The 25,143-nt window shown below is 48.0% G+C and carries 44 protein-coding genes; 38 read left to right on the top strand and 6 right to left on the bottom strand.

All coding sequences use genetic code 11. The features are described 5' to 3' along the window. The 32 genes from KP22_RS22080 to KP22_RS20400 form a co-directional block, all read left to right on the top strand. The coding region (locus KP22_RS22080) for an EF-Tu C-terminal domain-related protein (protein ID WP_076995039.1) at window positions 1-117 on the top strand (117 nt) is incomplete at its 5' end. Between the two features lie 204 nt (window positions 118-321). Next, window positions 322-516: a bacterioferritin-associated ferredoxin gene (bfd, locus tag KP22_RS20550; RefSeq protein ID WP_039308908.1), complete on the top strand. Its 195-nt coding sequence runs from the start codon at window positions 322-324 to the stop codon at window positions 514-516. A 72-nt stretch (window positions 517-588) separates the two neighbouring features. Continuing rightward, window positions 589-1,062: a bacterioferritin gene (gene bfr / locus KP22_RS20545; protein WP_039326073.1), complete on the top strand. Its 474-nt coding sequence runs from the start codon at window positions 589-591 to the stop codon at window positions 1,060-1,062. A gap of 308 nt (window positions 1,063-1,370) precedes the next feature. Then, window positions 1,371-1,682: a 30S ribosomal protein S10 gene (rpsJ, locus tag KP22_RS20540; protein WP_001181005.1), complete on the top strand. Its 312-nt coding sequence runs from the start codon at window positions 1,371-1,373 to the stop codon at window positions 1,680-1,682. 32 nt (window positions 1,683-1,714) lie between these two features. Further along, the gene (gene rplC, locus KP22_RS20535) at window positions 1,715-2,344 is read left to right on the top strand and encodes a 50S ribosomal protein L3 (protein WP_010304941.1); all 630 of its coding nucleotides are present in this window, start codon (window positions 1,715-1,717) and stop codon (window positions 2,342-2,344) included. A 10-nt stretch (window positions 2,345-2,354) separates the two neighbouring features. Next, window positions 2,355-2,960: a 50S ribosomal protein L4 gene (rplD, locus tag KP22_RS20530; RefSeq protein ID WP_039308906.1), complete on the top strand. Its 606-nt coding sequence runs from the start codon at window positions 2,355-2,357 to the stop codon at window positions 2,958-2,960. Beyond that, window positions 2,957-3,259, top strand: coding sequence for a 50S ribosomal protein L23 (gene rplW, locus KP22_RS20525; RefSeq protein WP_005970277.1), 303 nt, complete (start codon window positions 2,957-2,959; stop codon window positions 3,257-3,259). The genes rplD and rplW overlap by 4 nt, the downstream gene beginning before the upstream one ends. 17 nt (window positions 3,260-3,276) lie before the next feature. After that, window positions 3,277-4,098, top strand: a complete 822-nt coding sequence (gene rplB, locus KP22_RS20520) for a 50S ribosomal protein L2 (RefSeq protein ID WP_039308903.1) — start codon at window positions 3,277-3,279, stop codon at window positions 4,096-4,098. A 16-nt stretch (window positions 4,099-4,114) separates the two neighbouring features. Further along, window positions 4,115-4,393: a 30S ribosomal protein S19 gene (rpsS, locus tag KP22_RS20515; protein WP_004929772.1), complete on the top strand. Its 279-nt coding sequence runs from the start codon at window positions 4,115-4,117 to the stop codon at window positions 4,391-4,393. Between the two features lie 14 nt (window positions 4,394-4,407). Then, the gene (rplV, locus tag KP22_RS20510) at window positions 4,408-4,740 is read left to right on the top strand and encodes a 50S ribosomal protein L22 (RefSeq protein ID WP_005970275.1); all 333 of its coding nucleotides are present in this window, start codon (window positions 4,408-4,410) and stop codon (window positions 4,738-4,740) included. A gap of 17 nt (window positions 4,741-4,757) precedes the next feature. Further along, window positions 4,758-5,459, top strand: coding sequence for a 30S ribosomal protein S3 (rpsC, locus tag KP22_RS20505; RefSeq protein WP_005970274.1), 702 nt, complete (start codon window positions 4,758-4,760; stop codon window positions 5,457-5,459). 12 nt (window positions 5,460-5,471) lie between these two features. Continuing rightward, on the top strand, window positions 5,472-5,882 hold the full coding sequence (gene rplP / locus KP22_RS20500) for a 50S ribosomal protein L16 (RefSeq protein ID WP_005970273.1): 411 nt from the start codon (window positions 5,472-5,474) through the stop codon (window positions 5,880-5,882). Beyond that, window positions 5,882-6,073 carry a 50S ribosomal protein L29 gene (rpmC, locus tag KP22_RS20495; RefSeq protein WP_005970272.1) on the top strand — a complete coding sequence of 64 codons (192 nt, stop codon included), beginning with the start codon at window positions 5,882-5,884 and terminating at the stop codon, window positions 6,071-6,073. The genes rplP and rpmC overlap by 1 nt, the downstream gene beginning before the upstream one ends. Further along, window positions 6,073-6,327, top strand: a complete 255-nt coding sequence (rpsQ, locus tag KP22_RS20490; RefSeq protein ID WP_039293955.1) for a 30S ribosomal protein S17 — start codon at window positions 6,073-6,075, stop codon at window positions 6,325-6,327. The genes rpmC and rpsQ overlap by 1 nt, the downstream gene beginning before the upstream one ends. Window positions 6,328-6,490: 163 nt before the next feature. Beyond that, entirely contained in the window at window positions 6,491-6,862 is a 372-nt protein-coding gene (rplN, locus tag KP22_RS20485; RefSeq protein WP_000613954.1) for a 50S ribosomal protein L14, read from the top strand. Window positions 6,863-6,872: 10 nt separating this feature from the next. Further along, window positions 6,873-7,187 carry a 50S ribosomal protein L24 gene (rplX, locus tag KP22_RS20480; protein ID WP_039308900.1) on the top strand — a complete coding sequence of 105 codons (315 nt, stop codon included), beginning with the start codon at window positions 6,873-6,875 and terminating at the stop codon, window positions 7,185-7,187. A 14-nt stretch (window positions 7,188-7,201) separates the two neighbouring features. After that, window positions 7,202-7,741: a 50S ribosomal protein L5 gene (gene rplE, locus KP22_RS20475; RefSeq protein ID WP_005970265.1), complete on the top strand. Its 540-nt coding sequence runs from the start codon at window positions 7,202-7,204 to the stop codon at window positions 7,739-7,741. Between the two features lie 13 nt (window positions 7,742-7,754). Continuing rightward, a complete protein-coding gene (rpsN, locus tag KP22_RS20470) occupies window positions 7,755-8,060 on the top strand; it encodes a 30S ribosomal protein S14 (protein ID WP_039308898.1) in 306 nt (101 codons plus the stop codon). A gap of 33 nt (window positions 8,061-8,093) precedes the next feature. After that, the gene (rpsH, locus tag KP22_RS20465; protein WP_005970261.1) at window positions 8,094-8,486 is read left to right on the top strand and encodes a 30S ribosomal protein S8; all 393 of its coding nucleotides are present in this window, start codon (window positions 8,094-8,096) and stop codon (window positions 8,484-8,486) included. Between the two features lie 12 nt (window positions 8,487-8,498). Beyond that, window positions 8,499-9,032: a 50S ribosomal protein L6 gene (gene rplF, locus KP22_RS20460; RefSeq protein WP_005970259.1), complete on the top strand. Its 534-nt coding sequence runs from the start codon at window positions 8,499-8,501 to the stop codon at window positions 9,030-9,032. Window positions 9,033-9,041: 9 nt separating this feature from the next. Continuing rightward, complete coding sequence (rplR, locus tag KP22_RS20455) at window positions 9,042-9,395, top strand: 50S ribosomal protein L18 (RefSeq protein WP_039308896.1); 354 nt, start codon at window positions 9,042-9,044, stop codon at window positions 9,393-9,395. 14 nt (window positions 9,396-9,409) lie between these two features. Beyond that, on the top strand, window positions 9,410-9,910 hold the full coding sequence (rpsE, locus tag KP22_RS20450) for a 30S ribosomal protein S5 (RefSeq protein ID WP_005970257.1): 501 nt from the start codon (window positions 9,410-9,412) through the stop codon (window positions 9,908-9,910). Window positions 9,911-9,916: 6 nt separating this feature from the next. Continuing rightward, window positions 9,917-10,096, top strand: coding sequence for a 50S ribosomal protein L30 (rpmD, locus tag KP22_RS20445; RefSeq protein ID WP_004846568.1), 180 nt, complete (start codon window positions 9,917-9,919; stop codon window positions 10,094-10,096). A 3-nt stretch (window positions 10,097-10,099) separates the two neighbouring features. Beyond that, window positions 10,100-10,534 carry a 50S ribosomal protein L15 gene (rplO, locus tag KP22_RS20440; protein ID WP_039308894.1) on the top strand — a complete coding sequence of 145 codons (435 nt, stop codon included), beginning with the start codon at window positions 10,100-10,102 and terminating at the stop codon, window positions 10,532-10,534. A 7-nt stretch (window positions 10,535-10,541) separates the two neighbouring features. Further along, entirely contained in the window at window positions 10,542-11,873 is a 1,332-nt protein-coding gene (secY, locus tag KP22_RS20435) for a preprotein translocase subunit SecY (RefSeq protein ID WP_005970255.1), read from the top strand. Window positions 11,874-11,906: 33 nt separating this feature from the next. After that, window positions 11,907-12,023, top strand: coding sequence for a 50S ribosomal protein L36 (gene rpmJ / locus KP22_RS20430; RefSeq protein ID WP_002227352.1), 117 nt, complete (start codon window positions 11,907-11,909; stop codon window positions 12,021-12,023). 146 nt (window positions 12,024-12,169) lie between these two features. Then, a complete protein-coding gene (rpsM, locus tag KP22_RS20425; RefSeq protein WP_010286058.1) occupies window positions 12,170-12,526 on the top strand; it encodes a 30S ribosomal protein S13 in 357 nt (118 codons plus the stop codon). 16 nt (window positions 12,527-12,542) lie between these two features. Then, window positions 12,543-12,932, top strand: coding sequence for a 30S ribosomal protein S11 (rpsK, locus tag KP22_RS20420; RefSeq protein ID WP_002919257.1), 390 nt, complete (start codon window positions 12,543-12,545; stop codon window positions 12,930-12,932). Window positions 12,933-12,962: 30 nt separating this feature from the next. After that, entirely contained in the window at window positions 12,963-13,583 is a 621-nt protein-coding gene (gene rpsD / locus KP22_RS20415) for a 30S ribosomal protein S4 (protein ID WP_010286047.1), read from the top strand. Window positions 13,584-13,608: 25 nt separating this feature from the next. Continuing rightward, a complete protein-coding gene (locus KP22_RS20410) occupies window positions 13,609-14,598 on the top strand; it encodes a DNA-directed RNA polymerase subunit alpha (RefSeq protein ID WP_005970247.1) in 990 nt (329 codons plus the stop codon). Between the two features lie 40 nt (window positions 14,599-14,638). Next, entirely contained in the window at window positions 14,639-15,031 is a 393-nt protein-coding gene (gene rplQ / locus KP22_RS20405) for a 50S ribosomal protein L17 (protein ID WP_005970246.1), read from the top strand. A gap of 208 nt (window positions 15,032-15,239) precedes the next feature. Next, window positions 15,240-15,452 (top strand): alternative ribosome-rescue factor A, encoded by a 213-nt coding sequence (locus tag KP22_RS20400; protein ID WP_039308891.1) that lies wholly within the window; start codon window positions 15,240-15,242, stop codon window positions 15,450-15,452. 30 nt (window positions 15,453-15,482) lie between these two features. Here KP22_RS20400 and mscL read toward each other — a convergent pair whose 3' ends face one another. The 5 genes from mscL to def form a co-directional block, all read right to left on the bottom strand. After that, the gene (mscL, locus tag KP22_RS20395; RefSeq protein ID WP_039308889.1) at window positions 15,483-15,893 is read right to left on the bottom strand and encodes a large-conductance mechanosensitive channel protein MscL; all 411 of its coding nucleotides are present in this window, start codon (window positions 15,891-15,893) and stop codon (window positions 15,483-15,485) included. 91 nt (window positions 15,894-15,984) lie between these two features. Then, the gene (gene trkA, locus KP22_RS20390; RefSeq protein WP_039326070.1) at window positions 15,985-17,361 is read right to left on the bottom strand and encodes a Trk system potassium transporter TrkA; all 1,377 of its coding nucleotides are present in this window, start codon (window positions 17,359-17,361) and stop codon (window positions 15,985-15,987) included. A gap of 56 nt (window positions 17,362-17,417) precedes the next feature. Next, a complete protein-coding gene (rsmB, locus tag KP22_RS20385; protein WP_039326068.1) occupies window positions 17,418-18,707 on the bottom strand; it encodes a 16S rRNA (cytosine(967)-C(5))-methyltransferase RsmB in 1,290 nt (429 codons plus the stop codon). Window positions 18,708-18,774: 67 nt separating this feature from the next. Beyond that, window positions 18,775-19,722, bottom strand: a complete 948-nt coding sequence (gene fmt, locus KP22_RS20380) for a methionyl-tRNA formyltransferase (protein WP_039326065.1) — start codon at window positions 19,720-19,722, stop codon at window positions 18,775-18,777. Window positions 19,723-19,748: 26 nt separating this feature from the next. Continuing rightward, window positions 19,749-20,258, bottom strand: coding sequence for a peptide deformylase (gene def / locus KP22_RS20375; protein ID WP_039308880.1), 510 nt, complete (start codon window positions 20,256-20,258; stop codon window positions 19,749-19,751). A 128-nt stretch (window positions 20,259-20,386) separates the two neighbouring features. On the opposite strand from def, the gene dprA reads away from it, so the two are divergent. Genes dprA through KP22_RS20345 form a run of 6 tightly spaced genes read left to right on the top strand, consistent with a single transcriptional unit; the run spans window position 20,387 to window position 24,194 of the window. Then, a complete protein-coding gene (gene dprA / locus KP22_RS20370; RefSeq protein WP_039326064.1) occupies window positions 20,387-21,508 on the top strand; it encodes a DNA-protecting protein DprA in 1,122 nt (373 codons plus the stop codon). Then, window positions 21,480-21,953 carry a DUF494 family protein Smg gene (gene smg, locus KP22_RS20365; protein ID WP_039308876.1) on the top strand — a complete coding sequence of 158 codons (474 nt, stop codon included), beginning with the start codon at window positions 21,480-21,482 and terminating at the stop codon, window positions 21,951-21,953. Before dprA ends, smg begins: the two co-directional genes overlap by 29 nt. A gap of 20 nt (window positions 21,954-21,973) precedes the next feature. Then, window positions 21,974-22,531, top strand: coding sequence for a DNA topoisomerase family protein (locus tag KP22_RS20360; protein WP_039326061.1), 558 nt, complete (start codon window positions 21,974-21,976; stop codon window positions 22,529-22,531). Next, window positions 22,524-23,093 carry an L-threonylcarbamoyladenylate synthase type 1 TsaC gene (tsaC, locus tag KP22_RS20355; RefSeq protein WP_039308870.1) on the top strand — a complete coding sequence of 190 codons (570 nt, stop codon included), beginning with the start codon at window positions 22,524-22,526 and terminating at the stop codon, window positions 23,091-23,093. The genes KP22_RS20360 and tsaC overlap by 8 nt, the downstream gene beginning before the upstream one ends. Window positions 23,094-23,112: 19 nt before the next feature. Beyond that, on the top strand, window positions 23,113-23,940 hold the full coding sequence (aroE, locus tag KP22_RS20350) for a shikimate dehydrogenase (protein WP_039308869.1): 828 nt from the start codon (window positions 23,113-23,115) through the stop codon (window positions 23,938-23,940). Beyond that, complete coding sequence (locus tag KP22_RS20345) at window positions 23,937-24,194, top strand: DUF1488 family protein (RefSeq protein ID WP_039308866.1); 258 nt, start codon at window positions 23,937-23,939, stop codon at window positions 24,192-24,194. The genes aroE and KP22_RS20345 overlap by 4 nt, the downstream gene beginning before the upstream one ends. Here the strand turns inward: KP22_RS20345 and KP22_RS20340 are convergent. Continuing rightward, window positions 24,179-24,727 (bottom strand): gamma carbonic anhydrase family protein, encoded by a 549-nt coding sequence (locus KP22_RS20340; RefSeq protein ID WP_039326059.1) that lies wholly within the window; start codon window positions 24,725-24,727, stop codon window positions 24,179-24,181. The two genes, KP22_RS20345 and KP22_RS20340, sit on opposite strands and share 16 nt — an antisense overlap. Window positions 24,728-25,143 lie beyond the last annotated feature (416 nt).

Here is a 25,143-nt window from a genome sequence, read left to right as displayed (position 1 = left end):
ATCAAAATGGTTGTTACCCTGATCCACCCAATCGCGATGGATGACGGTTTGCGTTTTGCAATCCGTGAAGGCGGCCGTACTGTAGGCGCGGGCGTTGTTGCTAAAGTTATCGCTTAATCGCTGATAAACGCAATGCATGAAAAAGGCACCTCGGTGCCTTTTTTTACGGCTAAAAGATTAAATCTAAATTGAAATAAAAATAATTCTTATTTACAATGTCGCAATTGGTTAAAAAATCGCTAGGAGCGATTTCAAATGCTGTTTGCAGTGTCCTGAAAAGTAGCGTGAAAGACACTTGCGATAACGATGAGTCATTCTGGTATGTATGTTTGTTTGTGCAACGCGATTTCTGACAAAGTCATTCGTAATGCTGTCCGTCAGCACCAGCCTCAGTCTATGCAACAATTACGCAAGCTCGTTCCTATCGGGACAGATTGCGGTAAATGTATTCGTCAGGCGCGTGTCATTTTTGAGGAAGAGCAGGTTAAAATCCCTGACATGGATGAAGTTGCATAAAATGTAAGGTTGTTTTTTTGACTCTCTGCTGACCAGTTCTACACTTTAAGAACTGGAGCGGAGGAGCATGTCATGAAAGGCGATAAAAAAGTCATCACACACCTGAATAAGTTACTGGGCAACGAGCTGGTTGCTATTAACCAATATTTTCTTCATGCCCGAATGTTTAAAAACTGGGGCTTAACCCGTCTTAACGATCACGAATATCATGAGTCTATTGACGAAATGAAGCACGCTGATCGCTACATCGAACGAATCCTGTTTCTTGAAGGTATCCCGAATCTACAGGATTTGGGTAAGTTAAATATTGGCGAGGATGTCGAAGAGATTTTACGTTCTGACCTGCAACTTGAGTTAGATGGCGCAAAGAATTTGCGTGAGGCGATTGCCTATTCGGATTCTGTGCATGACTACGTCAGTAGGGATTTAATGATAGAAATTCTTGCCGATGAAGAAGGGCACATCGACTGGCTGGAAACTGAATTAGATCTGATTTCACGTCTTGGTATACAAAACTATCTTCAAGCTCAGCTAAAAGCTGAGTAACATAGCAGTCATACTATGTTATGTGCTTTATGCCCGATCCGGCCGGACTAACTTCCATCGTTCCGGCCGCGTTTAAAATCATTTCATCCTATTTGTTGCTTCCCAAGCCAATTTGCGTATAATGCGCGAGCTTACTGAAACAAGGTAAGCCTGATTCAATACGAATCAGAGGGTCAATATTTGTTTATTGCGCCCAAAACAATACTCCCGATATGGGGGTTATGTGCTGACGATTACACTCCCCCATCAATCGAAATGGGTGTGAGGAGTAATCATTTACGTTTATAAATAATTGGAGCTCTGGTCTCATGCAGAACCAAAGAATCCGTATCCGCCTGAAAGCGTTTGATCATCGTCTGATTGATCAATCAACTGCGGAAATCGTCGAGACTGCTAAGCGCACTGGTGCGCAAGTACGTGGTCCGATCCCGCTGCCGACCCGCAAAGAGCGCTTTACCGTTCTGATTTCTCCGCACGTCAATAAAGATGCGCGCGATCAGTACGAAATTCGCACTCACAAGCGTCTGGTTGACATCGTTGAGCCAACCGAGAAAACCGTTGATGCTCTGATGCGTCTGGATCTGGCTGCTGGTGTAGACGTGCAGATCAGCCTGGGTTAATCAGGTCATTGAGCGATTGAGAGGTTGAAACAATGATTGGTTTAGTCGGTAAAAAAGTGGGCATGACCCGTATCTTCACTGAAGATGGCGTATCTATCCCCGTAACCGTTATCGAAATTGAAGCAAACCGCGTAACTCAGGTTAAAGACCTGGCTAACGACGGTTACCGCGCTGTCCAAGTAACTACTGGTGCTAAAAAAGCAAACCGTGTTACCAAACCAGAAGCAGGTCACTTTGCTAAAGCTGGCGTAGAAGCTGGCCGTACTCTGCGTGAGTTCCGTCTGTCAGAAGGCGAAGAGTTCACCGTAGGTCAGAGCATCAGTGTTGAGATTTTCGCTGACGTTAAAAAAGTAGACGTTACTGGTACATCTAAAGGTAAAGGTTTTGCCGGCACAGTTAAGCGCTGGAATTTCCGTACTCAGGATGCTACTCACGGTAACTCCTTGTCCCACCGCGTTCCGGGTTCTATCGGTCAGAACCAGACTCCGGGCAAAGTGTTTAAAGGCAAGAAAATGGCAGGCCAGCTGGGTAACGAACGTGTAACCGTTCAGAGCCTGGACGTAGTGCGTGTTGACGCTGAGCGCAACCTGCTGCTGGTTAAAGGTGCTGTTCCGGGAGCTACCGGTAGCGACCTGATCGTTAAACCAGCTGTGAAGGCGTGAGGAGATAGCAATGGAATTAGTATTGAAAGACGCGCAAAGCGCGCTGACTGTTTCCGAAACTACCTTCGGTCGTGATTTCAACGAAGCGCTGGTACATCAGGTTGTTGTTGCTTATGCAGCAGGTGCCCGTCAAGGTACTCGCGCCCAGAAGACCCGTGCTGAAGTAACTGGTTCCGGTAAAAAACCTTGGCGTCAGAAAGGTACTGGCCGTGCGCGTTCAGGTTCTGTTAAGAGCCCGATCTGGCGTTCCGGTGGAGTGACCTTCGCTGCTAAGCCTCAGGACCACAGTCAGAAAGTTAACAAAAAGATGTACCGCGGCGCGCTGAAAAGCATTCTGTCCGAATTGGTACGTCAAGATCGTCTGATCGTTGTCGAGACGTTTTCTGTTGAAGCGCCAAAAACTAAGTTGCTGGCTCAGAAACTGAAAGAAATGGCACTGGAAGACGTGTTGATCATCACCGGTGAACTGGATGAGAATCTGTTCCTGGCTGCGCGTAACCTGTACAAGGTTGATGTGCGTGATGCAGCAGCAATCGATCCAGTTAGCTTGATCGCCTTCGACAAAGTCGTTATGACTGCTGATGCAGTTAAGCAAGTTGAGGAGATGCTGGCATGATCCGTGAAGAACGTCTGCTGAAAGTACTGCGCGCGCCGCACGTATCTGAAAAAGCATCTACCGCGATGGAAAAAACTAACACCATCGTTCTCAAAGTTGCTAAAGACGCGACTAAAGCAGAGATCGTTGCTGCTGTAGAGAAACTGTTCGAAGTAGAAGTTAAAGACGTAAACACCCTGGTAGTTAAGGGTAAAGTTAAGCGTCACGGACAGCGTATCGGTCGTCGTAGCGACTGGAAAAAAGCTTACGTCACCCTGAAAGAAGGCCAGAATCTGGACTTCATCGGCGGCGCTGAGTAAGTCGGAGGAGAAAGACAATGGCAGTTGTTAAATGTAAACCGACATCTCCGGGTCGTCGCCACGTTGTTAAAGTGGTTAACCCTGAGCTGCACAAGGGCAAGCCTTATGCCCCGTTGCTGGAAAAGAACAGCAAATCCGGTGGCCGTAACAACAATGGTCGCATCACTACCCGTCACATCGGTGGTGGTCACAAACAGCAATATCGTCTAGTTGACTTTAAACGCAACAAAGATGGTATTCCTGCAGTTGTTGAGCGTCTGGAGTATGATCCGAACCGTTCCGCGAATATCGCGCTGGTTCTGTACAAAGACGGCGAGCGTCGCTACATCCTGGCGCCGAAAGGCTTGAAAGCCGGCGACCAGATTCAATCTGGCGTTGATGCTGCGATTAAAGCGGGCAACACCCTGCCGATGCGTAACATTCCGGTCGGTTCAACGGTTCACAACGTAGAAATGAAACCAGGTAAAGGCGGCCAATTGGCTCGTTCTGCTGGTACATACGTTCAGATCGTTGCTCGTGACGGTTCTTACGTTACCCTGCGTCTGCGTTCTGGCGAAATGCGTAAAGTCGAATCTGACTGCCGCGCTACGCTGGGCGAAGTCGGCAACGCTGAGCACATGCTGCGCGTTCTGGGTAAAGCTGGTGCTGCACGCTGGCGCGGGATTCGTCCTACCGTTCGCGGTACGGCAATGAACCCAGTCGACCACCCACACGGTGGTGGTGAAGGTCGTAACTTTGGTAAGCACCCGGTTAGTCCGTGGGGCCTTCAGACCAAAGGTAAAAAGACCCGCAGCAACAAGCGTACTGATAAATTTATCGTACGTCGCCGTACTAAATAATCTTAGAGGATAAACCATGCCACGTTCTCTCAAGAAAGGTCCTTTTATTGACCTGCACTTGCTGAAGAAGGTAGAGAAAGCGGTGGAAAGCGGAGACAAGAAGCCTTTGCGCACTTGGTCCCGTCGTTCAACGATCTTTCCAAATATGATCGGTTTGACCATCGCTGTCCATAATGGTCGTCAGCACGTTCCGGTGTTTGTTTCCGATGAAATGGTCGGTCATAAACTGGGTGAATTCGCGCCGACTCGTACTTATCGCGGCCATGCGGCCGACAAAAAGGCCAAGAAGCGCTAAGGTAGGAGGAAGAGATGGAAACTATCGCTAAACATTGCCACGCTCGTTCTTCTGCTCAAAAGGTTCGCCTGGTGGCAGACCTGATTCGCGGTAAGAAAGTGTCGCAAGCTCTGGAAGTTCTGACCTATACCAACAAGAAAGCTGCTGGTCTGGTTAAAAAAGTGCTGGAGTCTGCTATTGCTAACGCAGAACACAACGATGGCGCTGACATTGATGATCTGAAAGTCGCGAAAATCTTCGTTGACGAAGGCCCAAGCATGAAGCGCATTATGCCGCGTGCTAAAGGTCGTGCGGATCGCATCCTGAAGCGTACCAGCCACATTACTGTGGTTGTGTCCGATCGCTGAGACTCTGGAGACTAGCAATGGGTCAGAAAGTACATCCTAATGGTATTCGCCTGGGTATTGTCAAACCTTGGAACTCTACCTGGTATGCGAATACCAAAGAATTCGCTGACAACCTGGACAGCGATTTTAAAGTTCGTAAATACCTGACGAAGGAACTGGAGAAGGCTTCCGTTTCTCGTATCGTTATCGAACGTCCTGCGAAAAGTATCCGTGTGACTATTCACACTGCTCGCCCAGGCATCGTGATCGGTAAAAAAGGTGAAGATGTTGAGAAACTGCGTAAAGTCGTAGCGGATATCGCTGGCGTACCTGCACAGATCAATATCGCAGAAGTTCGTAAACCTGAACTGGACGCAAAACTGGTTGCTGACAGCATCACTTCTCAGCTGGAACGTCGTGTTATGTTCCGTCGTGCTATGAAGCGTGCGGTACAGAATGCCATGCGTCTGGGCGCTAAAGGTATTAAAGTTGAAGTAAGCGGCCGTCTTGGCGGTGCTGAAATCGCGCGTACCGAATGGTACCGTGAAGGTCGTGTTCCGTTGCATACGCTGCGTGCGGATATCGATTACAACACTTCCGAAGCGCACACCACTTATGGTGTTATCGGTGTGAAAGTGTGGATCTTCAAAGGTGAGATCCTGGGTGGTATGGCTGCCGTTGAACAACCGGAAAAACCGGCTGCTCAACCTAAAAAGCAGCAGCGTAAAGGCCGCAAGTAAGGAGAGTCGCTGATGTTACAACCAAAGCGTACAAAATTCCGTAAGGTGCACAAAGGCCGCAACCGTGGTCTGGCGCAGGGTACGGATGTTAGCTTCGGCACTTTCGGTCTGAAAGCTGTTGGCCGCGGTCGCCTGACTGCTCGTCAAATCGAAGCTGCACGTCGTGCCATGACCCGTGCTGTTAAGCGTCAAGGTAAGATCTGGATCCGTGTATTCCCGGACAAACCGATCACCGAGAAGCCGCTTGAAGTTCGTATGGGTAAAGGTAAAGGTAACGTGGAATATTGGGTTGCCTTGATTCAGCCAGGTAAAGTCCTGTACGAAATGGACGGTGTGCCGGAAGAGTTAGCCCGTGAGGCATTCCAACTGGCAGCAGCGAAACTGCCTATCAAAACCACCTTTGTAACTAAGACGGTGATGTAATGAAAGCAAATGAGCTGCGTGAAAAGAGCGTTGAAGAGCTGAACACTGAGCTGCTCGGCCTGCTACGCGAGCAATTTAACCTGCGTATGCAGGCTGCCAGTGGTCAGTTGCAACAGACTCACCTGGTAAAACAAGTGCGTCACAATATTGCACGTGTTAAGACTTTACTGACTGAGAAGGCGGGTGCGTAATGACCGATAAAATCCGTACTCTGCAAGGTCGTGTTGTAAGCGACAAAATGGAGAAATCCATGGTTGTTGCTATCGAACGTTTTGTGAAACACCCGCTTTACGGTAAATTCATTAAACGTACGACTAAGCTGCACGTACATGACGAGAACAATGAATGCGGTACCGGTGACGTGGTTGAAATCCGCGAATGCCGTCCGCTGTCCAAAACTAAGTCTTGGACGCTTGTTCGCGTTGTAGAGAAAGCGATTCTGTAATAAAGTAGCGCTCTTCTCTTATGATAAACGGCTCTGCAAAGAGCCGTTTATTTTTTCTACCCATACTAAGGAAGCGGTGTTATAATGCTGCGCCCTCAATTATGGGGTATTTAATGGCTCGAAAGGGTCCTAAAGTAGTAGTTGACATTAGCGGAGCACTAAAATGATCCAAGAACAGACTATGCTGAACGTGGCCGATAATTCCGGTGCACGTCGCGTAATGTGTATCAAGGTTCTAGGTGGCTCGCACCGTCGCTACGCAGGCGTCGGCGATATCATCAAAATTACCATCAAGGAAGCAATTCCTCGCGGTAAGGTGAAGAAAGGCGATGTTCTGAAGGCGGTAGTGGTGCGCACCAAGAAGGGTGTTCGTCGCCCGGACGGTTCTGTCATTCGCTTCGATGGAAATGCTTGCGTTATTTTAAACAATAACAGCGAACAGCCTATCGGTACGCGTATTTTTGGGCCGGTAACTCGTGAACTGCGTAATGAGAAGTTCATGAAAATTATCTCTCTGGCACCAGAAGTACTTTAAGGAGCGAATCATGGCAGCGAAAATCCGTCGTGATGACGAAGTTATTGTGCTAACCGGCAAAGATAAAGGTAAGCGCGGTAAAGTAAAAAATGTCCTGTCTGCTAGTAAGGTCATTGTTGAAGGGATTAACCTGGTAAAAAAACATCAGAAGCCGGTTCCGGCTCTGAATCAACCAGGTGGCATCGTTGAAAAAGAAGCTGCAATTCAGGTTTCTAACGTTGCACTTTTCAATGCGGCAACTGGCAAGGCTGACCGTGTAGGCTTTAGATTCGAAGACGGGAAAAAAGTCCGTTTCTTTAAATCTAATAGCGAAACTATCAAGTAATTTGGAGTAGTACGATGGCGAAACTGCATGATTACTACAAAGACGAAGTAGTTAAAAAACTCATGACTGAGTTTAACTACAATTCTGTCATGCAAGTCCCTCGGGTCGAGAAGATCACCCTGAATATGGGTGTTGGTGAAGCGATCGCTGACAAGAAACTGCTGGATAATGCAGCAGCCGATCTGGCAGCAATCTCCGGTCAAAAACCGTTGATCACCAAAGCACGCAAATCTGTTGCAGGCTTCAAAATCCGTCAGGGCTATCCGATCGGCTGTAAAGTAACTCTGCGTGGCGAACGCATGTGGGAGTTCCTTGAGCGTCTGATTTCCATTGCTGTACCGCGCATTCGTGACTTCCGTGGCTTGTCTGCCAAGTCATTCGATGGTCGTGGTAACTACAGCATGGGTGTGCGTGAGCAGATCATCTTCCCGGAAATCGACTACGATAAAGTCGATCGCGTTCGTGGTTTGGACATTACCATTACCACTACTGCGAAATCCGATGATGAAGGCCGTGCGCTGTTGGCCGCCTTTAACTTCCCATTCCGCAAGTAAGGTAGGGTTACTAATGGCTAAGCAATCCATGAAAGCACGCGAAGTTGTTCGTGTGAAACTGGCTGAAAAATACCGCGCGAAACGCGAGGAATTGAAAGCTATCATCTCTGGTGTGAACTCATCCGACGAAGAACGTTGGGATGCAGTTCTTAAGCTGCAGACTCTGCCGCGTGATTCCAGCCCGTCTCGTCAGCGTAACCGCTGTCGCCAAACTGGTCGTCCGCACGCTTTCCTGCGGAAGTTCGGGTTGAGCCGTATCAAGGTCCGTGAAGCCGCTATGCGCGGTGAAATTCCGGGTCTGAAAAAGGCTAGCTGGTAATTGTCACCAATTGAATCACGGGAGTAAAGACAGATGAGCATGCAAGATCCGATCGCGGATATGCTGACCCGTATCCGTAACGGTCAAGCCGCGAACAAAGTTGCGGTCACCATGCCTTCCTCCAAGCTGAAAGTGGCAATTGCCAACGTGCTGAAGGAAGAAGGTTATATTGAAGATTTCAAAATCGAAGGCGACACCAAGCCAGTTCTGGAATTAGAGCTTAAATATTTCCAGGGTAAGGCTGTGGTAGAAAGCATTCAGCGAGTAAGCCGTCCAGGTCTGCGCATCTATAAAAGAAAAGATGAGTTGCCAAAAGTTATGGCCGGTTTGGGTATCGCAGTTGTTTCTACCTCTAAAGGTGTTATGACTGATCGTGCAGCTCGCCAGGCTGGTCTTGGTGGCGAGATTATCTGCTACGTAGCTTAATCGGGAGGAAAAATGTCTCGTGTTGCAAAAGCACCCGTCGTCATTCCTGCCGGCGTAGAGGTAAAACTCAACGGTCAGGATGTTTCGATTAAGGGTAAAAACGGCGAGCTGAGTCGTAAGATCCACGATGCTGTTGAAGTGAAACAAGCTGACAACGCTCTGACTTTCGCCCCGCGCGAAGGTTTCGTTGACGGATGGGCCCAGGCGGGTACCACTCGCGCTTTGTTGAACGCAATGGTTATCGGTGTTACCGAAGGCTTCACTAAGAAGCTGCAACTGGTTGGTGTTGGTTACCGTGCTGCTGTCAAAGGCAATGTGGTTAACCTATCTCTTGGGTTTTCGCACCCAGTAGAGCATGCACTGCCGGCAGGTATTACTGCAGAATGCCCAAGCCAAACTGAAATCGTACTGAAAGGTGCAGATAAGCAGGTTATTGGTCAGGTTGCTGCGGAATTACGCGCCTACCGTCGTCCTGAGCCTTATAAAGGCAAGGGTGTCCGTTACGCCGACGAAGTCGTGCGTACCAAAGAGGCTAAGAAGAAGTAAGGTAACACTATGGATAAGAAAGCAGCTCGTATCCGTCGTGCGACCCGCGCACGCCGCAAGCTCCAGGAACTGGGTGCGACGCGTCTGGTGGTACATCGTACTCCACGCCATATTTATGCGCAGGTCATTGCACCGAACGGTTCTGAAGTCCTGGTAGCCGCTTCTACTGTAGAAAAAGCTATCGCTGAACAACTGAAGTCTACCGGAAATAAAGACGCAGCTACCGCAATAGGTAAAGCTATTGCAGAACGCGCGTTAGAAAAAGGCATCAAAGATGTCTCTTTCGACCGTTCCGGTTTCCAATATCATGGTCGAGTCCAAGCACTGGCAGATGCTGCCCGTGAAGCTGGCCTTCAGTTCTAAGGTAGAGGTGTAAGATGGCTCACATCGAGAAACAAGCTGGCGAACTGCAGGAAAAGCTGATCGCGGTAAATCGCGTATCTAAAACCGTTAAGGGTGGCCGTATTTTCAGCTTCACCGCACTGACTGTAGTGGGTGATGGCAACGGTCGCGTTGGTTTTGGTTACGGTAAAGCTCGCGAAGTTCCAGCAGCGATCCAGAAAGCGATGGAAAAAGCCCGTCGCAATATGATGAATGTCGCGCTGAACAACGGCACCCTGCAGCACCCGGTTAAAGGTGCTCACACGGGTTCTCGTGTGTTCATGCAGCCAGCTTCCGAAGGTACCGGTATTATTGCCGGTGGTGCAATGCGCGCCGTTTTGGAAGTTGCAGGGGTTCACAACGTATTGGCTAAAGCCTATGGTTCCACTAACCCGATTAACGTGGTTCGTGCAACGATTGATGGCTTGGCCAACATGAAGTCCCCGGAAATGGTCGCTGCCAAGCGTGGTAAATCCGTTGAAGAAATTCTGGGGTAATTGACCGTGGCAAAGACTATTAAAATCACTCAAACCCGTAGTGCAATCGGTCGTCTGCCGAAACATAAGGCAACACTGCTTGGCCTGGGTCTGCGTCGTATTGGTCATACTGTTGAACGTGAGGATACTCCTGCGGTTCGCGGTATGGTCAACGCGGTTTCCTATATGGTTAAAGTGGAGGAGTAACAGATGCGTTTAAATACTCTGTCTCCGGCCGAAGGTGCTAAACATGCACCGAAGCGTTTAGGTCGTGGTATCGGTTCTGGCCTGGGCAAAACCAGCGGTCGTGGTCACAAAGGTCAGAAATCTCGTTCTGGCGGTGGCGTACGTCGTGGTTTTGAAGGTGGTCAGATGCCTTTATACCGTCGTCTGCCGAAATTCGGTTTTACTTCTCGCAAAGCGATGATCACGTCAGAAGTTCGCCTGTCTGATCTTGCTAAAGTAGAAGGCGACGTAGTTGACCTGAATACGCTGAAAGCCGCTAATGTTATTGGCATTCAGATTGAATTCGCGAAAGTGATTCTGTCTGGTGAAGTTGCTCGTCCGGTAACGATTCGTGGTTTGCGCGTCACTAAAGGTGCTCGTGCTGCTATCGAAGCTGCTGGCGGTAAAATTGAGGAATAAGTAGCAGATGGCTAAGCAACCAGGATTAGATTTTCAGAGTGCTAAAGGCGGAGTTGGTGAACTGAAGCGCAGACTTTTGTTTGTTATCGGTGCGCTAATTGTTTTCCGTATTGGCTCTTTTATTCCAATTCCTGGTATTGATGCCACTGTGCTTGCCAAATTGCTTGAACAGCAGCGAGGCACCATCATTGAAATGTTTAATATGTTCTCTGGTGGTGCTCTCAGCCGTGCTTCTATCTTTGCACTGGGTATCATGCCGTATATTTCGGCATCGATTATTATTCAGTTGCTAACAGTGGTTCATCCCGCTTTGGCTGAGATAAAGAAAGAAGGGGAGGCTGGCCGTCGTAAGATTAGTCAGTATACCCGCTACGGTACCTTGGTATTGGCTATATTCCAGTCGATCGGTATTGCTACCGGTTTGCCAAATATGCCTGGAATGCAAGACTTGGTAATAAATCCAGGTTTTGCTTTCTATTTTACCGCTGTTGTGAGCCTAGTTACTGGGACAATGTTCCTTATGTGGCTGGGAGAACAGATTACAGAACGTGGTATCGGTAACGGTATTTCGATCATAATCTTCGCTGGTATTGTTGCGGGGCTACCGCCGGCCATTGGCCATACTATCGAGCAAGCTCGGCAAGGCGACCTGCACTTCCTCCTGTTGCTGTTGGTTGCAGTTTTAGTGTTTGCAGTAACCTTCTTCGTTGTTTTCATTGAGCGCGGTCAACGTCGTATTGTCGTTAACTATGCAAAACGTCAACAAGGTCGTCGTGTTTATGCAGCACAGAGTACGCATTTACCGCTGAAGGTGAATATGGCTGGTGTTATTCCTGCCATTTTTGCCTCCAGTATTATTCTGTTCCCTGCCACGATTGCATCTTGGTTTGGGGGCGGTACCGGTTGGAACTGGCTGACAACTATTTCGCTGTATTTGCAGCCCGGACAACCGCTTTATGTGTTACTCTATGCGTCTGCAATCATCTTCTTCTGTTTCTTCTACACTGCGTTGGTTTTCAACCCGCGTGAAACAGCAGATAACCTGAAGAAGTCCGGTGCATTCGTGCCAGGAATTCGTCCGGGAGAGCAAACGGCGAAATATATCGATAAAGTGATGACTCGCCTAACTCTGATTGGTGCGATGTATATTACTTTTATCTGCCTTATCCCGGAGTTTATGCGTGACGCAATGAAAGTGCCTTTCTATTTTGGGGGTACATCTTTATTGATCGTTGTTGTCGTCATCATGGACTTTATGGCTCAAGTGCAAACTCTGATGATGTCTAGTCAATATGAGTCTGCATTGAAGAAAGCAAATCTGAAAGGCTATAACCGCTAATTAGGTGAGCTTGAGAAGTTACGGAGAGTAAAAATGAAAGTTCGTGCTTCCGTCAAGAAATTATGTCGTAACTGTAAGATTGTTAAGCGTAACGGTGTCGTTCGTGTGATCTGCAGTGCCGAACCGAAGCATAAACAGCGTCAAGGCTGATTATCTCGCATATTTTTCTTGCAAAGTTGGGTTGAGCTGGCTAGATTAGCCAGCCAATCTTTTGTATGTAGCTGCAACATTATTTGAGTATCCTGAAAACGGGCTTTTCAGAATGGTGTTGCTGTATAAAATTGTAGGAGTGCATAGTGGCCCGTATAGCAGGCATTAACATTCCTGATCATAAACATACCGTTATTGCTTTAACGTCAATTTTCGGTATCGGCAAAACTCGGTCGCAGGCTATTTGTGCTGCAACAGGAATTGCCGAAGATGTTAAGATCAGTGAGCTGTCTGAAGAGCAAATCGATAAGCTGCGTGACGAAGTTGCCAAGTTTGTTGTAGAAGGTGACCTGCGTCGTGAAGTTACCCTGAGCATCAAGCGTCTTATGGACCTTGGTACTTATCGTGGTTTGCGTCATCGTCGTGGTCTGCCGGTTCGCGGTCAGCGTACCAAGACTAACGCCCGTACCCGTAAGGGTCCGCGCAAACCGATCAAGAAATAATCGGGGTGATTGAATAATGGCAAAGGCACCTATTCGTGCACGTAAGCGTGTAAGAAAGCAAGTCTCTGACGGTGTGGCTCATATCCATGCTTCTTTCAACAACACCATCGTAACCATTACTGATCGTCAGGGTAATGCGCTGGGTTGGGCAACTGCCGGTGGTTCCGGCTTCCGTGGTTCTCGTAAATCTACGCCGTTCGCTGCTCAAGTAGCTGCAGAACGTTGCGCAGAGGCCGTGAAAGAATACGGTATTAAGAACCTGGAAGTTATGGTTAAAGGACCTGGTCCGGGCCGTGAGTCTACTATCCGCGCATTAAACGCGGCTGGTTTCCGCATCACTAATATTACTGATGTGACTCCGATCCCTCATAACGGTTGTCGTCCGCCGAAAAAGCGCCGCGTATAACGCCGCTTTTAGGATTGTTGGAGAAAGAAAATGGCAAGATATTTGGGTCCTAAGCTCAAGCTGAGCCGTCGTGAAGGCACCGACCTGTTCCTCAAGTCTGGTGTTCGTGCGATCGATTCCAAGTGTAAAATTGAACAAGCTCCTGGCCAGCATGGTGCGCGTAAACCGCGTCTGTCTGACTATGGTGTACAGTTGCGTGAAAAGCAAAAAGTTCGCCGTATCTACGGTGTTCTGGAGCGTCAGTTCCGTAACTATTATAAAGAAGCTGCACGTCTGAAAGGCAACACAGGTGCAAACCTGCTGCAATTGCTGGAAGGTCGTCTGGATAACGTTGTTTATCGTATGGGTTTTGGTGCAACTCGCGCTGAAGCACGTCAGATGGTGAGCCACAAAGCTATCATGGTAAACGGTCGCGTTGTTAGCATCGCTTCTTATCAGGTATCCCCGAATGACGTAGTCAGCATCCGTGAGAAAGCGAAAAAGCAATCTCGCGTGAAAGCCGCTCTGGAGCTGGCTGAACAGCGTGAAAAGCCAACTTGGCTGGAAGTTGATGCTGCCAAGATGGAAGGTGTGTTCAAACGTATTCCTGAACGTACCGATCTGTCTGCGGACATTAATGAACACCTGATCGTCGAGCTTTACTCCAAGTAAAGCTTAGTACCAAAGAGAGGACACAATGCAGGGTTCTGTGACAGAGTTTCTAAAACCGCGCCTGGTTGATATCGAGCAAGTGAGTTCGACGCACGCCAAGGTGACCCTTGAGCCACTAGAGCGAGGCTTCGGCCATACTCTTGGCAACGCACTGCGCCGTATTCTGCTTTCATCCATGCCAGGTTGCGCGGTGACCGAGGTTGAGATTGATGGTGTACTGCATGAGTACAGCACCAAAGAAGGCGTACAGGAAGATATCCTGGAAATCCTGCTCAACCTGAAAGGGCTGGCGGTGAGAGTTCAAGGTAAAGATGAAGTTATTCTTACCCTGAATAAATCTGGCATTGGCCCTGTGACTGCAGCCGACATCATCCATGATGGTGATGTCGAAATCGTCAAGCCGCAGCACTTAATTTGCCACCTGACCGATGAAAACGCATCTATTAGTATGCGTATCAAAGTTCAACGTGGTCGTGGTTATGTGCCGGCATCTGCCCGTATTCATACGGAAGAAGATGAGCGCCCAATTGGTCGTCTGTTAGTTGATGCTTGCTACAGCCCTGTAGAGCGTATTGCCTACAATGTTGAAGCGGCTCGCGTAGAGCAGCGTACTGACCTGGACAAGCTAGTCATCGAAATGGAAACCAATGGCACGATCGATCCTGAAGAGGCGATCCGCCGTGCGGCAACCATTCTGGCTGAACAACTTGAAGCTTTTGTTGACTTACGTGATGTTCGTCAGCCAGAAGTTAAAGAAGAGAAACCAGAATTCGATCCGATCCTGCTGCGCCCTGTTGACGATCTGGAATTGACTGTCCGCTCTGCTAACTGCCTTAAGGCAGAAGCTATCCACTACATCGGTGATCTGGTACAGCGTACCGAGGTTGAGTTGCTCAAAACGCCTAACCTGGGTAAAAAATCTCTTACTGAGATTAAAGACGTACTGGCTTCCCGTGGTCTTTCTCTGGGCATGCGCCTAGAAAACTGGCCACCTGCAAGTATTGCTGATGAGTAACCAGATCACAGGTTAAGGTTTTACTGAGAAGGATAAGGTCATGCGCCATCGTAAGAGTGGTCGTCAACTGAACCGTAACAGCAGCCATCGTCAGGCTATGTTCCGTAACATGGCTAGTTCTTTGGTTCGTCATGAAATCATCAAGACGACCCTGCCGAAAGCGAAAGAGCTGCGTCGCGTTGTTGAACCGCTGATTACTCTTGCCAAGACCGACAGCGTTGCTAATCGTCGTCTGGCATTCGCCCGTACTCGTGATAACGAGATCGTGGCAAAACTGTTTAATGAACTGGGCCCGCGTTTCGCGAGCCGTGCCGGTGGTTACACTCGTATTCTGAAGTGTGGCTTCCGTGCTGGCGACAATGCGCCGATGGCATACATCGAGCTCGTTGATCGCTCAGTTTCGCAGACAGAAGAAGTAGCTACTGCAGAGTAATCTGTAAGAGCGTAAAAAAACCGGGGAAACCCGGTTTTTTTATATCTAAAATAACCTATTCTTTTGCATGAATACACACGGTAAGAGATTATCGGTGTTTGAATCAGTTGGAAAACACGTACCTACCTGTTCTCATCCATTGATTTCGACTATATACTCTGCACGTTTTATTTAAGTACATACCATATCGACTTTCTTAGGAGTGATGATGACCACATACCGCCATAAACGTGGGGAAATTCAGGACAACGCCATTGAGGCATTGCTACATGACCCGTTGTTTCGCCAACGAATTGAAGTGAATGAAAAAGGGAAAGGAAGCTATCGTAGAAAAGATAAGCATATGAAGAAGGGTAGTTGGGAGGCCAGTGGTAAGCAATCAAGTGATTATTTACCTCTGGCCTTTTTACTTTCTGTGTAATACAGCTGTATTTGAAGAGAAATTCAATTTTTACTGTTTGTGTTGTTCTTTAAGCAAATCGCGAATTTCAGTTAATAGCTTCTCTTCAGCACTTGGCTTCGGTGGTGCGGCAGGCGTATCTTCCTGTTTGCGACGCATTTTATTCATAAGCTTGATAGCTATAAAAATCGCGAAAGCGACGATGATAAAGTCAAAAATATTCTGGATGAAAGCACCATAGTTCATGACAACGGCAGGAATTTCGCCTTGAGCGTCACGAAGAATAAGGCTGAATTGTTTAAAATCGACACCACCAATCAAAAGTCCAAGTGGTGGCATAATAATATCTGATACCAGAGAGGAAACAATTTTGCCGAAAGCGGCACCAATAATGACACCCACTGCCAAATCGACAACGTTGCCACGCATGGCAAACTCTCTGAATTCTTTCATGATGCTCATATCTGTTCTCCTTGCCAAAAATATAAATTAATTCTAACCAATAGCCGTATCTTTGCCAGATTATCTGGTTGGCAGTAAATTTGTTCCTATATTACAAAAAGAAGGGGCTTGGTTGAAATAACCGTTCAACATCAGGCACAAATTTTTTGTCAGCCAAGAACATGATGACATGATCGCCTTGCTCAATTTTACTATTTGTGTTGGCAATGATGACATCATCACCGCGAACGATTGCGCCGATGGTAGTTCCTGGTGGAAGCTTAATGTCTTCAATCATTCTGCCGACGACTTTCGATGTGCCCTCGTCACCATGGGCGATCGCTTCAATCGCTTCGGCTACGCCTCTGCGCAAAGAGGATACGCTAACGATGTCTGCCTTACGTACGTGGCTGAGTAACGCAGAAATTGTCGCCTGCTGTGGAGAGATTGCGACATCAATGACACTACCCTGAACCAGATCGACATAAGCTCGGCGCTGGATGAGCACCATCACTTTTTTCGCGCCCATGCGTTTAGCCAGCATTGCTGACATAATATTTGCTTCGTCATCGTTGGTGATAGCGATGAATACATCGATCTGCTCGATATGTTCTTCGGCGAGAAGCTCTTGATCTGAGGCATCGCCATGGAACACTACTGTATTTTGCAACAGCTCAGCCAGTTCCGCCGCCCGGTCCGCATTCCGTTCTATCAGCTTGATGCTGTAATCTTTTTCTAACCGCTGTGCCAATCCTGCGCCGACGTTTCCTCCACCAACGATCATGATCCTTTTATACGGTTTTTCAAGGCGCTGTAATTCGCTCATTACTGCGCGAATATGCTGGGAAGCAGCGACAAAAAACACCTCGTCACCTGCTTCGATTATGGTAGAACCCTGCGGGCGAATTGGACGGTCGTGGCGGAAAATAGCGGCAACTCGTGTATCCACATGGGGAATATGTTCACGCAGAGAGGTGAGGGCATTACCGACCAATGGGCCACCATAGTAGGCATTAACAGCGGCAAGGCTCACTTTGCCTTCGGCGAAATTGACGACCTGAAGTGCTCCAGGGTATTCGATCAGTTTGTAAATATTATCGATCACTAACTGCTCGGGAGAGATCAGGTGATCGATGGGAACGGCTTCTGGTAAAAATAGCTGCTCTGATTCACGGATGTATTCAGCAGCACGAATGCGTGCGATACGGTTTGGTGTTTTGAACAGGGAATAAGCGATCTGGCATGCTACCATATTCGTTTCATCTGAATTGGTAACGGCCACCAGCATATCCGCATCTTCCGCCCCTGCTTCACGTAGTACACGCGGATGAGAGGCATAGCCCGTAACAACACGCAGATCAAACTTATCCTGAAGCTGGCGTAACCGATTTGCATCAGTATCAACGACAGTGATGTCATTGTTTTCACCCGCTAGGTTTTCCGCCAGTGTTCCGCCGACTTGACCCGCTCCAAGAATGATAATTTTCATAATAAGCCATGCCGTTTATTAATTGCTGCTTGTTGCAGACAATACTGGGTTCAATATCAGTTTTTTACCAGCTTTGCATAAAAGAAACCATCACCGCCATCAGCATGTGGAAGCATCTGTATACCCGGGATTTCACTTGTACCGGTATCAACAAGCGCGGCATCGGCATGGCGAGACAGGAAATCTGTAACTTGTTGAGCATTTTCTTGCGGCAGAATTGAGCAGGTAGCATAAACCATCGTGCCGCCTGTTTTGAGGTGTGGCCAAATGGCATCGAGAATCTCTTTTTGCAGTGCAACTAATTCTTCAATGTCTCTGTCTCGGCGCAGCCATTTAATATCAGGATGCCGACGAATCACGCCAGTAGCGGAACAAGGTGCGTCCAATAGAATGCGATCAAATACACGGCCTTCACACCATGAACTGGGATAACGTCCATCGCCTTGTTTGACTTCAGCATGCATTTGTAACCGAAGTAAATTTTCTTTTACTCGGCCTAAACGTGTTTCATCAACATCGACAGCGAGCACATGAGATTTTGGCGCAGCTTCTAAAATATGTGTTGTTTTCCCACCAGGTGCGGCACAAAGATCGAGTATCTGCTCACTATCTTGTGGATCGAGCCAGTAGACGCAGCCTTGGGCCGAAGCATCTTGTACGGTTGCCCACCCTTGTGAAAATCCTGGCAATTGATCGACCGCACAGGGAGACGCAAGTCGTATCGCATCGCTGTATTCGGTATGAGGAAATGCTTCAATTCCTTCTTGAACCAACAAGTTTAAATACGCTTCACGTGTGTGGTGTAACCGATTCACGCGTAGCCACATCGGAGGACGTTGATTATTTGCCTCAACGATATCTTGCCAGTGATTTGGATAAGCATTTTCAATGCGTGCCAGCAGCCAGCTTGGGTGCAGGTAGTGAGATGTGTGAGTTGCCTCACGCTGAAGGAGCTCTTCCTGCTGACGCTGGAATTGGCGTAATACGCCGTTAATCAGCCCCTTGAGTTGTGGTCTTTTTAACGCCACGGCACCTTCTACAGTTTCTGCCAGAGCTGCATGTGGCGGGATCCGCGTATAGTGCAGTTGGTAGATGCCGACCATGATGAGGTAATGCAATGTGCGTTGTTTGCCCGTCAGGGGCTTAGCCATCAGTTGTTGGATACACCATTCCAACTGCGGTAAAACGCGTAATACACCGAAGCAAAGCTCTTGTAAAAGTGCGCGATCTTTATCGGAAACGTCACGCTGATGGACAGGTAATAAGGCACTGAGTGATTGCCCCTGATCCAGAACTTGTCCCACCACTTTTGCGGCAATACTGCGTAGATTGTATGAGCTTTTCATGTGTTAGCGATGACGTATACGTAAAAGGGAGAGGATATACCGGCATGACGCCGATATGAAAAATAGATTAGTTCAGTGTATTACCGGGAACGAACCACTCACGACGCGAGTTAAGCAGGTCCTGCGCACTCATTACTTTTTTGCCTGCGGGCTGTAATTCCTGAATATTCAAAATGCCATCGGCGGTTGCTACCTGAATACCCTGCTTATCTGCCTGTAAGATTGTACCTGGCTGTGAGCCATGTGCTTTGGCTATGACCTCAGATTTCCAGACTTTCACTGGTTGTTCATCCACGATGAAATAGCTGACTGGCCAAGGATTAAAAGCACGTATACAGCGCTCAAGCTGCTCGGCAGATAACCGCCAGTTTAGGCGGGCTTCCTCTTTACTGAGCTTTTCTGCATAGGTGGCAAGGGTATCGTTTTGCGCTTCTGCGACAGCGCTGCTATCTGCAAGCTGTTCCAGCGTTTCCAATAAGCCACGCGGCCCTAGTGCAGCAAGTTTATCGTATAGTGTTGCGCTAGTATCCTGTGGCAGGATGGGGCACGCAATTTTGTGTAGCATCGCGCCAGTATCGAGTCCAACGTCCATTTGCATGATCGTCACACCTGTTTCACTATCCCCAGCCCACAATGCACGCTGTATAGGCGCAGCTCCACGCCAGAGAGGTAGTAGAGAACCGTGTACATTAATGCAGCCAAGGCGAGGCATAGATAGCACGGGCTGCGGCAAAATCAAGCCGTAAGCGACAACAACCATAACATCGGCATCTAACGCTTCAACCATCACCTGATTTTCTGCGGGTCGCAGAGATTTAGGCTGGAAAACGGGGATACTATGTTGCTCTGCCAGTACTTTTACCGGGCTTGGCGTGAGCTTGTTACCTCTTCCTGCTGGTCGGTCAGGCTGTGTGAAAACGCCAACGACCTCATGCTCTGATGATAAAAGCGCGTCAAGGTGACGTGCTGCAAAATCAGGGGTTCCGGCAAAGATGATACGTAAAGAATCAGACACGGTGCTTCCTGTCAGGATGAAAGTTATCAGGCCCGGCTATTCTGCTTAGCCAGCTTTTCCAGTTTTTGACGAATGCGCTGGCGTTTAAGTGGGGAAAGGTAATCGATAAACAATTTCCCAACCAGATGGTCCATTTCATGTTGAATGCAAATGGCAAGTAGCTCACTTGCTTCAAGTTCGAATGCTTTACCTTCACGATCCAATGCGCGCACTTTTACATGCTCTGCACGAGGAACCAGGGCTCGAGTTTCAGGGATCGACAAACAGCCTTCTTCGATGCCCGTATCGCCACTCTTTTCAATCAGTTCGGGATTGATCAGCACCAGTCGTTGGTCCCGCTCTTCAGAGACGTCAATAACAATAATGCGCTGATGAATGTCCACTTGTGTCGCGGCCAGGCCAATACCTTCTTCTTCGTACATGGTATCGAACATATCATCCACGATACGTTGAATATCTGCATTGACTTCTTTTACGGGTTGCGCAGTGATGCGGAGCCGCTCGTCTGGAAAATGTAATACCTGCAAAACTGACATATATGTTTAGATCTGTATCTGAATAGTGAGAGAGTCTTAGTGCCCATTCTAGACATTTCCTGCCACGATTGACAGCATCAGCACCGAATTGCACCACTTATCTGAACAGAGCGGAATAAGGGACGCCGATGCTATCAACGGAAATCTGGCTACGTATGACGGGCGTACGGCACTTAGGTGTTAGGCGCGTTCGAACTATTGTCAAAAAGCTTATTGATTTAAATACATTCGATAACGAGACTTTGGGGGCGTTAGGCCTGTCGGATGTTCAAATAGCCCAATTTTGTACCTATGATCGCAGGATCCTAGAAGACACGCTCAACTGGTCGTCTTCTCCCAATAATCATATCGTGACGTGCGAAGATGCCCTTTATCCCTTTCTGTTGAGTAATATTCGTGATTTTCCGCTGTTGCTCTTTGTCTCTGGTTCCCCTGAGTTATTGGCATCGCCACAAATATCGATTATTGGTAGCCGGGGTAGCAGTGCTTACGGTGAACGCTGGGGATGCTTTTTCGCTCAGGAACTTGCCGTGAATGAACTCACGGTTACAAGCGGGCTAGCAATTGGCATCGATGGTATCGCTCATCGTGCTGCTTTGGATTCGGGAGGGAGAACAATTGCAGTGCTTGGAAGCGGGTTGAGGAATATTTACCCCAAGCGCCACGTCAAGCTGGCCGAGCGTATTTGTGGCGATGGCGGCGCGCTGGTCTCTGAATTTCCCCTCGCGATGCCGCCTTTCCCAACCAATTTCCCCAGAAGAAACCGTATCATTAGTGGGCTAGGACTGGGCGTCCTGGTCATTGAAGCGTCTATCCGCAGTGGGTCGTTGGTCACTGCTCGTTATGCCTTGGAACAAGGACGGGAAGTTTTTGCTCTACCGGGGCCGATTGGTAACCCGATGACAGAGGGAACCCACTGGTTAATTCAGCAGGGGGCCAGTCTGGTTACACATCCGAAGGATATTCTTGAACAGTTGGTGAGTGAATTACAGTGGCTATCAATGGAAAGCGAGCAAACTATTTCTAAAGAAGAAGAGGATGGCGAATTGCCATTTGCCGACGTGTTGGCTAACGTAGGAGATGAGGTTACACCTGTTGACGTTGTCGCTGAACGTGCCGGCCAACCTGTGCCAGAGATAGTCACTAAGCTATTAGAGCTGGAGTTAGCAGGATGGATCGCAGCAGTACCCGGCGGCTATGTCCGATTAAGGAGGGCAGGCCATGTTCGACGTACTCATGTACTTGTTTGAGAGCTACATCCACAATGAAACTGAAATGCGTGTCGATCAGGATACGTTAACTGATGACCTCACCCGCGCTGGATTCCATCGTAACGATATCTATAGCGCGTTGAGTTGGCTGGAAAAACTGGCCGATATTCAGGAAGGGCAGACGGCGCCGCTTTATTTGGCTAGCGATCCTCTGGCTATGCGGATCTATACGCAGGATGAAGAGTTACGTCTTGATGCGGAATGTCGTGGTTTTTTATTGTTTCTTGAGCAAATGCAGGTTCTGAATCTTGAAACGCGGGAAATGATTATTGAACGCGTTATGGCGTTGGATACGCAGGAGTTTGATCTGGAAGATCTAAAGTGGGTCATTCTCATGGTGCTTTTCAATGTGCCAGGTTGTGAGAATGCCTATCAGCAAATGGAAGAATTACTTTTTGAGGTCAATGACGGTTATGTGCAATAGCCTGAGGAATAACAGTTCGAATGGTTAAACCTGCACTGTTTGCTGAAAAAAAACAGGAAATATGTCCAGACTGTGGGTCAGAGCTGGTTATCCGATCTGGTCGGCATGGCCCATTCCTTGGCTGTTCTGCGTATCCAGAGTGTGAGTTTATTCGCCCGCTGAAAGCGCAAGCTGATGGGCATATCGTCAAGGTGTTGGATGGGCAGAAATGCCCACTTTGTCAGTCGACATTAGTACTACGGCAAGGCCGTTATGGAATGTTCATCGGCTGTGGCAATTACCCTGAATGCCACCATACCGAGACTATCGATCGTCCTGATGAAACGGCGATTCGATGCCCACAGTGTAATGAAGGTACGCTGTTACAGCGTAAATCTCGCTACGGCAAAGTATTTCATTCTTGCGATCGCTATCCCGATTGCCAATTTACGTTAAACCATAAGCCGATAGCGGGCGAATGTCCTTCTTGCCATTACGCCTTACTTTTTGAGAAAAAGACGGCACAAGGCATCAAGCTATTTTGTGCCAGTAAATTATGTGGAAAACCAATAGCGACAGAAATTGATAAGAATGAGTGATGTATCTGATGAACTAATGATTCCCATTTTACGGGAATTGCATAAAGAGCAGGTTATTGCGTACCCGACTGAAGCGGTGTTTGGGTTGGGATGTGATCCTGATAGTGAGGCTGCGGTTAATCGCCTGCTGGCATTAAAACAGCGGCCTTGGCAAAAAGGATTGATCCTTATTGCGGCAGATTTTCGCCAACTGGTGCCTTACATTAATGACAGCACGTTATCCGATAAGCAGAAAGCTATGATGTTTTCCACATGGCCAGGTCCGGTTACTTGGGTATTACCTGCAAAACCTACGACGCCGCCGTGGTTAACGGGGCAGTTTTCTTCGCTTGCGGTGCGCGTTAGTGATCACCCATTAGTTAAGACGCTATGCCTGCGCTATGGTAAACCGTTGGTTTCGACAAGCGCCAATTTGAGTGGTCAACCACCTTGCCGCACTGCTCGGGAAGTCTCTCTACAGTTTGGCGATGATTTCCCTGTGCTTGTGGGGGCAGTTGGCGGAAGAATGAATCCATCAGAAATCAGGGATGTATTAACCGGCGAGCTCATTCGTCAGGGGTAACGGCAAGTTGGAGGAGAATGTGTCTGAAGTAATGTCTTTTGCGGTTTTTGGCAATCCGATTGCACATAGTAAATCACCTCGTATACATGAGCTATTTGCTACACAGACGGGAATAAAGTTGACATATCAGCGTGTGTTAGCGCCTCTGGATAATTTTGAGCAGATGCTGCGTCAGTATTTTCACGATGGGGCTGGTGGTGCGAATGTAACTGCGCCCTTTAAAGAGCGAGCTTTTGCTGAAGCTGATGAACGTAGTGAATGTGCTGCGCTTGCGGGGGCGGTCAATACATTGAAGAGGCTGAGTGACGGCCGTCTGTATGGTGATAATACGGATGGCATCGGTTTGCTCAGCGATCTGCAACGATTGGCGTTGGTAAAACCTCTGGATCGTGTTTTGCTCGTTGGTGCGGGTGGTGCGGCGCGTGGTGTTATCCAACCCTTGCTGGCCTATGGTTGTACTGTTGTGCTGACTAATCGGACCTTTTCCAAGGCTGAGGCCTTAGCTAAGATTTTCTGTGATAGTGGTGATATTCACGCTGTTTCCCTCGACGATTTACATGGTCAGTCTTTTGATCTGATCATTAACGCAACATCTTCTGGGATGTACGACAGTATTCCTAACTTACCGGCAGAACTTATTTCGCCGGAAACGAGCTGTTATGACATGTTTTATTTACCGCAACTTACTCCCTTTTTGTCATGGTGCGTACAGCACGGTGCTATCCATTATGCAGATGGTTTGGGAATGTTGGTGGGGCAAGCGGCACATGCGTTTAAACTTTGGCATGGTGTGATGCCGGACGTTGAGCCAGTCATTGGTTTACTGAAACAGGATCTCGTTAAATGAATCAGGCGATCCAGTTCCCAGATCTTGAAAAGTGGGATGATGAGGTAACGGCGGTCCGATTTCCTGTTTTAGTCAATGGTTTTCAGCAGGAGTGTTTGATAAGTGCCGAACGTCTTCAGCACCGTTACGGTGGTGATAGCCCCGAACAGTGGCTAGCGCTGTTCAGGGAACATCGATGGGATCTTGAAGATGAATTGGAAAAAATGATTCTTGCTGAAAAATGGGATGATAAGGGCTGTTACTCATTATCCTGAGCAAGGTACTCGTCTTTCCAACGAACATAGTTATTTGCCGAGTAAATCAGTCCCTCTATTTCTTCTTGTGTCAGTGGCCGAATTTTTTTAACTGGGCTACCAACGTATAGATGTCCTTCCTCTAAGCGTTTTCCTGGCGGGACCAGGCTACCAGCTCCAATCATGACATCATCCTCAACAACGACTCCATCGAGGAGTATTGATCCCATTCCTACCAGAACCCGATTTCCTATTTGGCAACCGTGCAGCATTGCTTTATGGCCCACAGTGACATCTTCCCCAATAATAAGTGGGTTACCTTCAGGCTTTTTCTCTGAACAGTGGGTGATATGAAGCACTGATCCATCCTGGATATTACTCCTGGCACCAATGGTAATGTAGTTAACGTCGCCACGTATGGCGACAAGGGGCCAAATACCAACATCATTGCCTAGTGTTACCTTGCCAATCACCACGCTGGAATGATCGACCATGACTCTCTCGCCTAAAACGGGAGAGATACCGTTATAACGACGGAATGTTTTTGCACTCATCGATAACCTCGTAGTTGTTTAGCCTATGTAGTTATTTGCCACGTACTCATTATTTGCATTAACAGACAAAATATCGACAGATATGCGGCTGCGGCAACTAAAAAGTGACGTGGATCGAATAAGATCTCATCGAAAGGGTCGAAAAACACGCGAATAGGAAAAAAGATCAAGAAAATTGTTGTGTAATGAGAACGGATCCCTATAATGCGCCTCCATCGACACGGCGCTGTGAACACACAACCGGGGCGATAAAGAAAGAGAAAACGCTTTAAAATAAACGTTGACTCTAAAGGTGATTAGCGTAATATACGCCACCTCGCGAAGCGGATAAGACCGCAACGCACTGCTCTTTAACAATATAATCAGACAATCTGTGTGGGCACTCACAAGACCGTATCTTAACGATATAAAAAGTC

The organism is Pectobacterium betavasculorum (genome assembly GCF_000749845.1).
Taxonomy (GTDB): Bacteria; Pseudomonadota; Gammaproteobacteria; order Enterobacterales; family Enterobacteriaceae; genus Pectobacterium; species Pectobacterium betavasculorum.
Note: the sequence above shows the minus strand (reverse complement) of the source record. Positions and strands in the feature narration are given on the sequence as shown.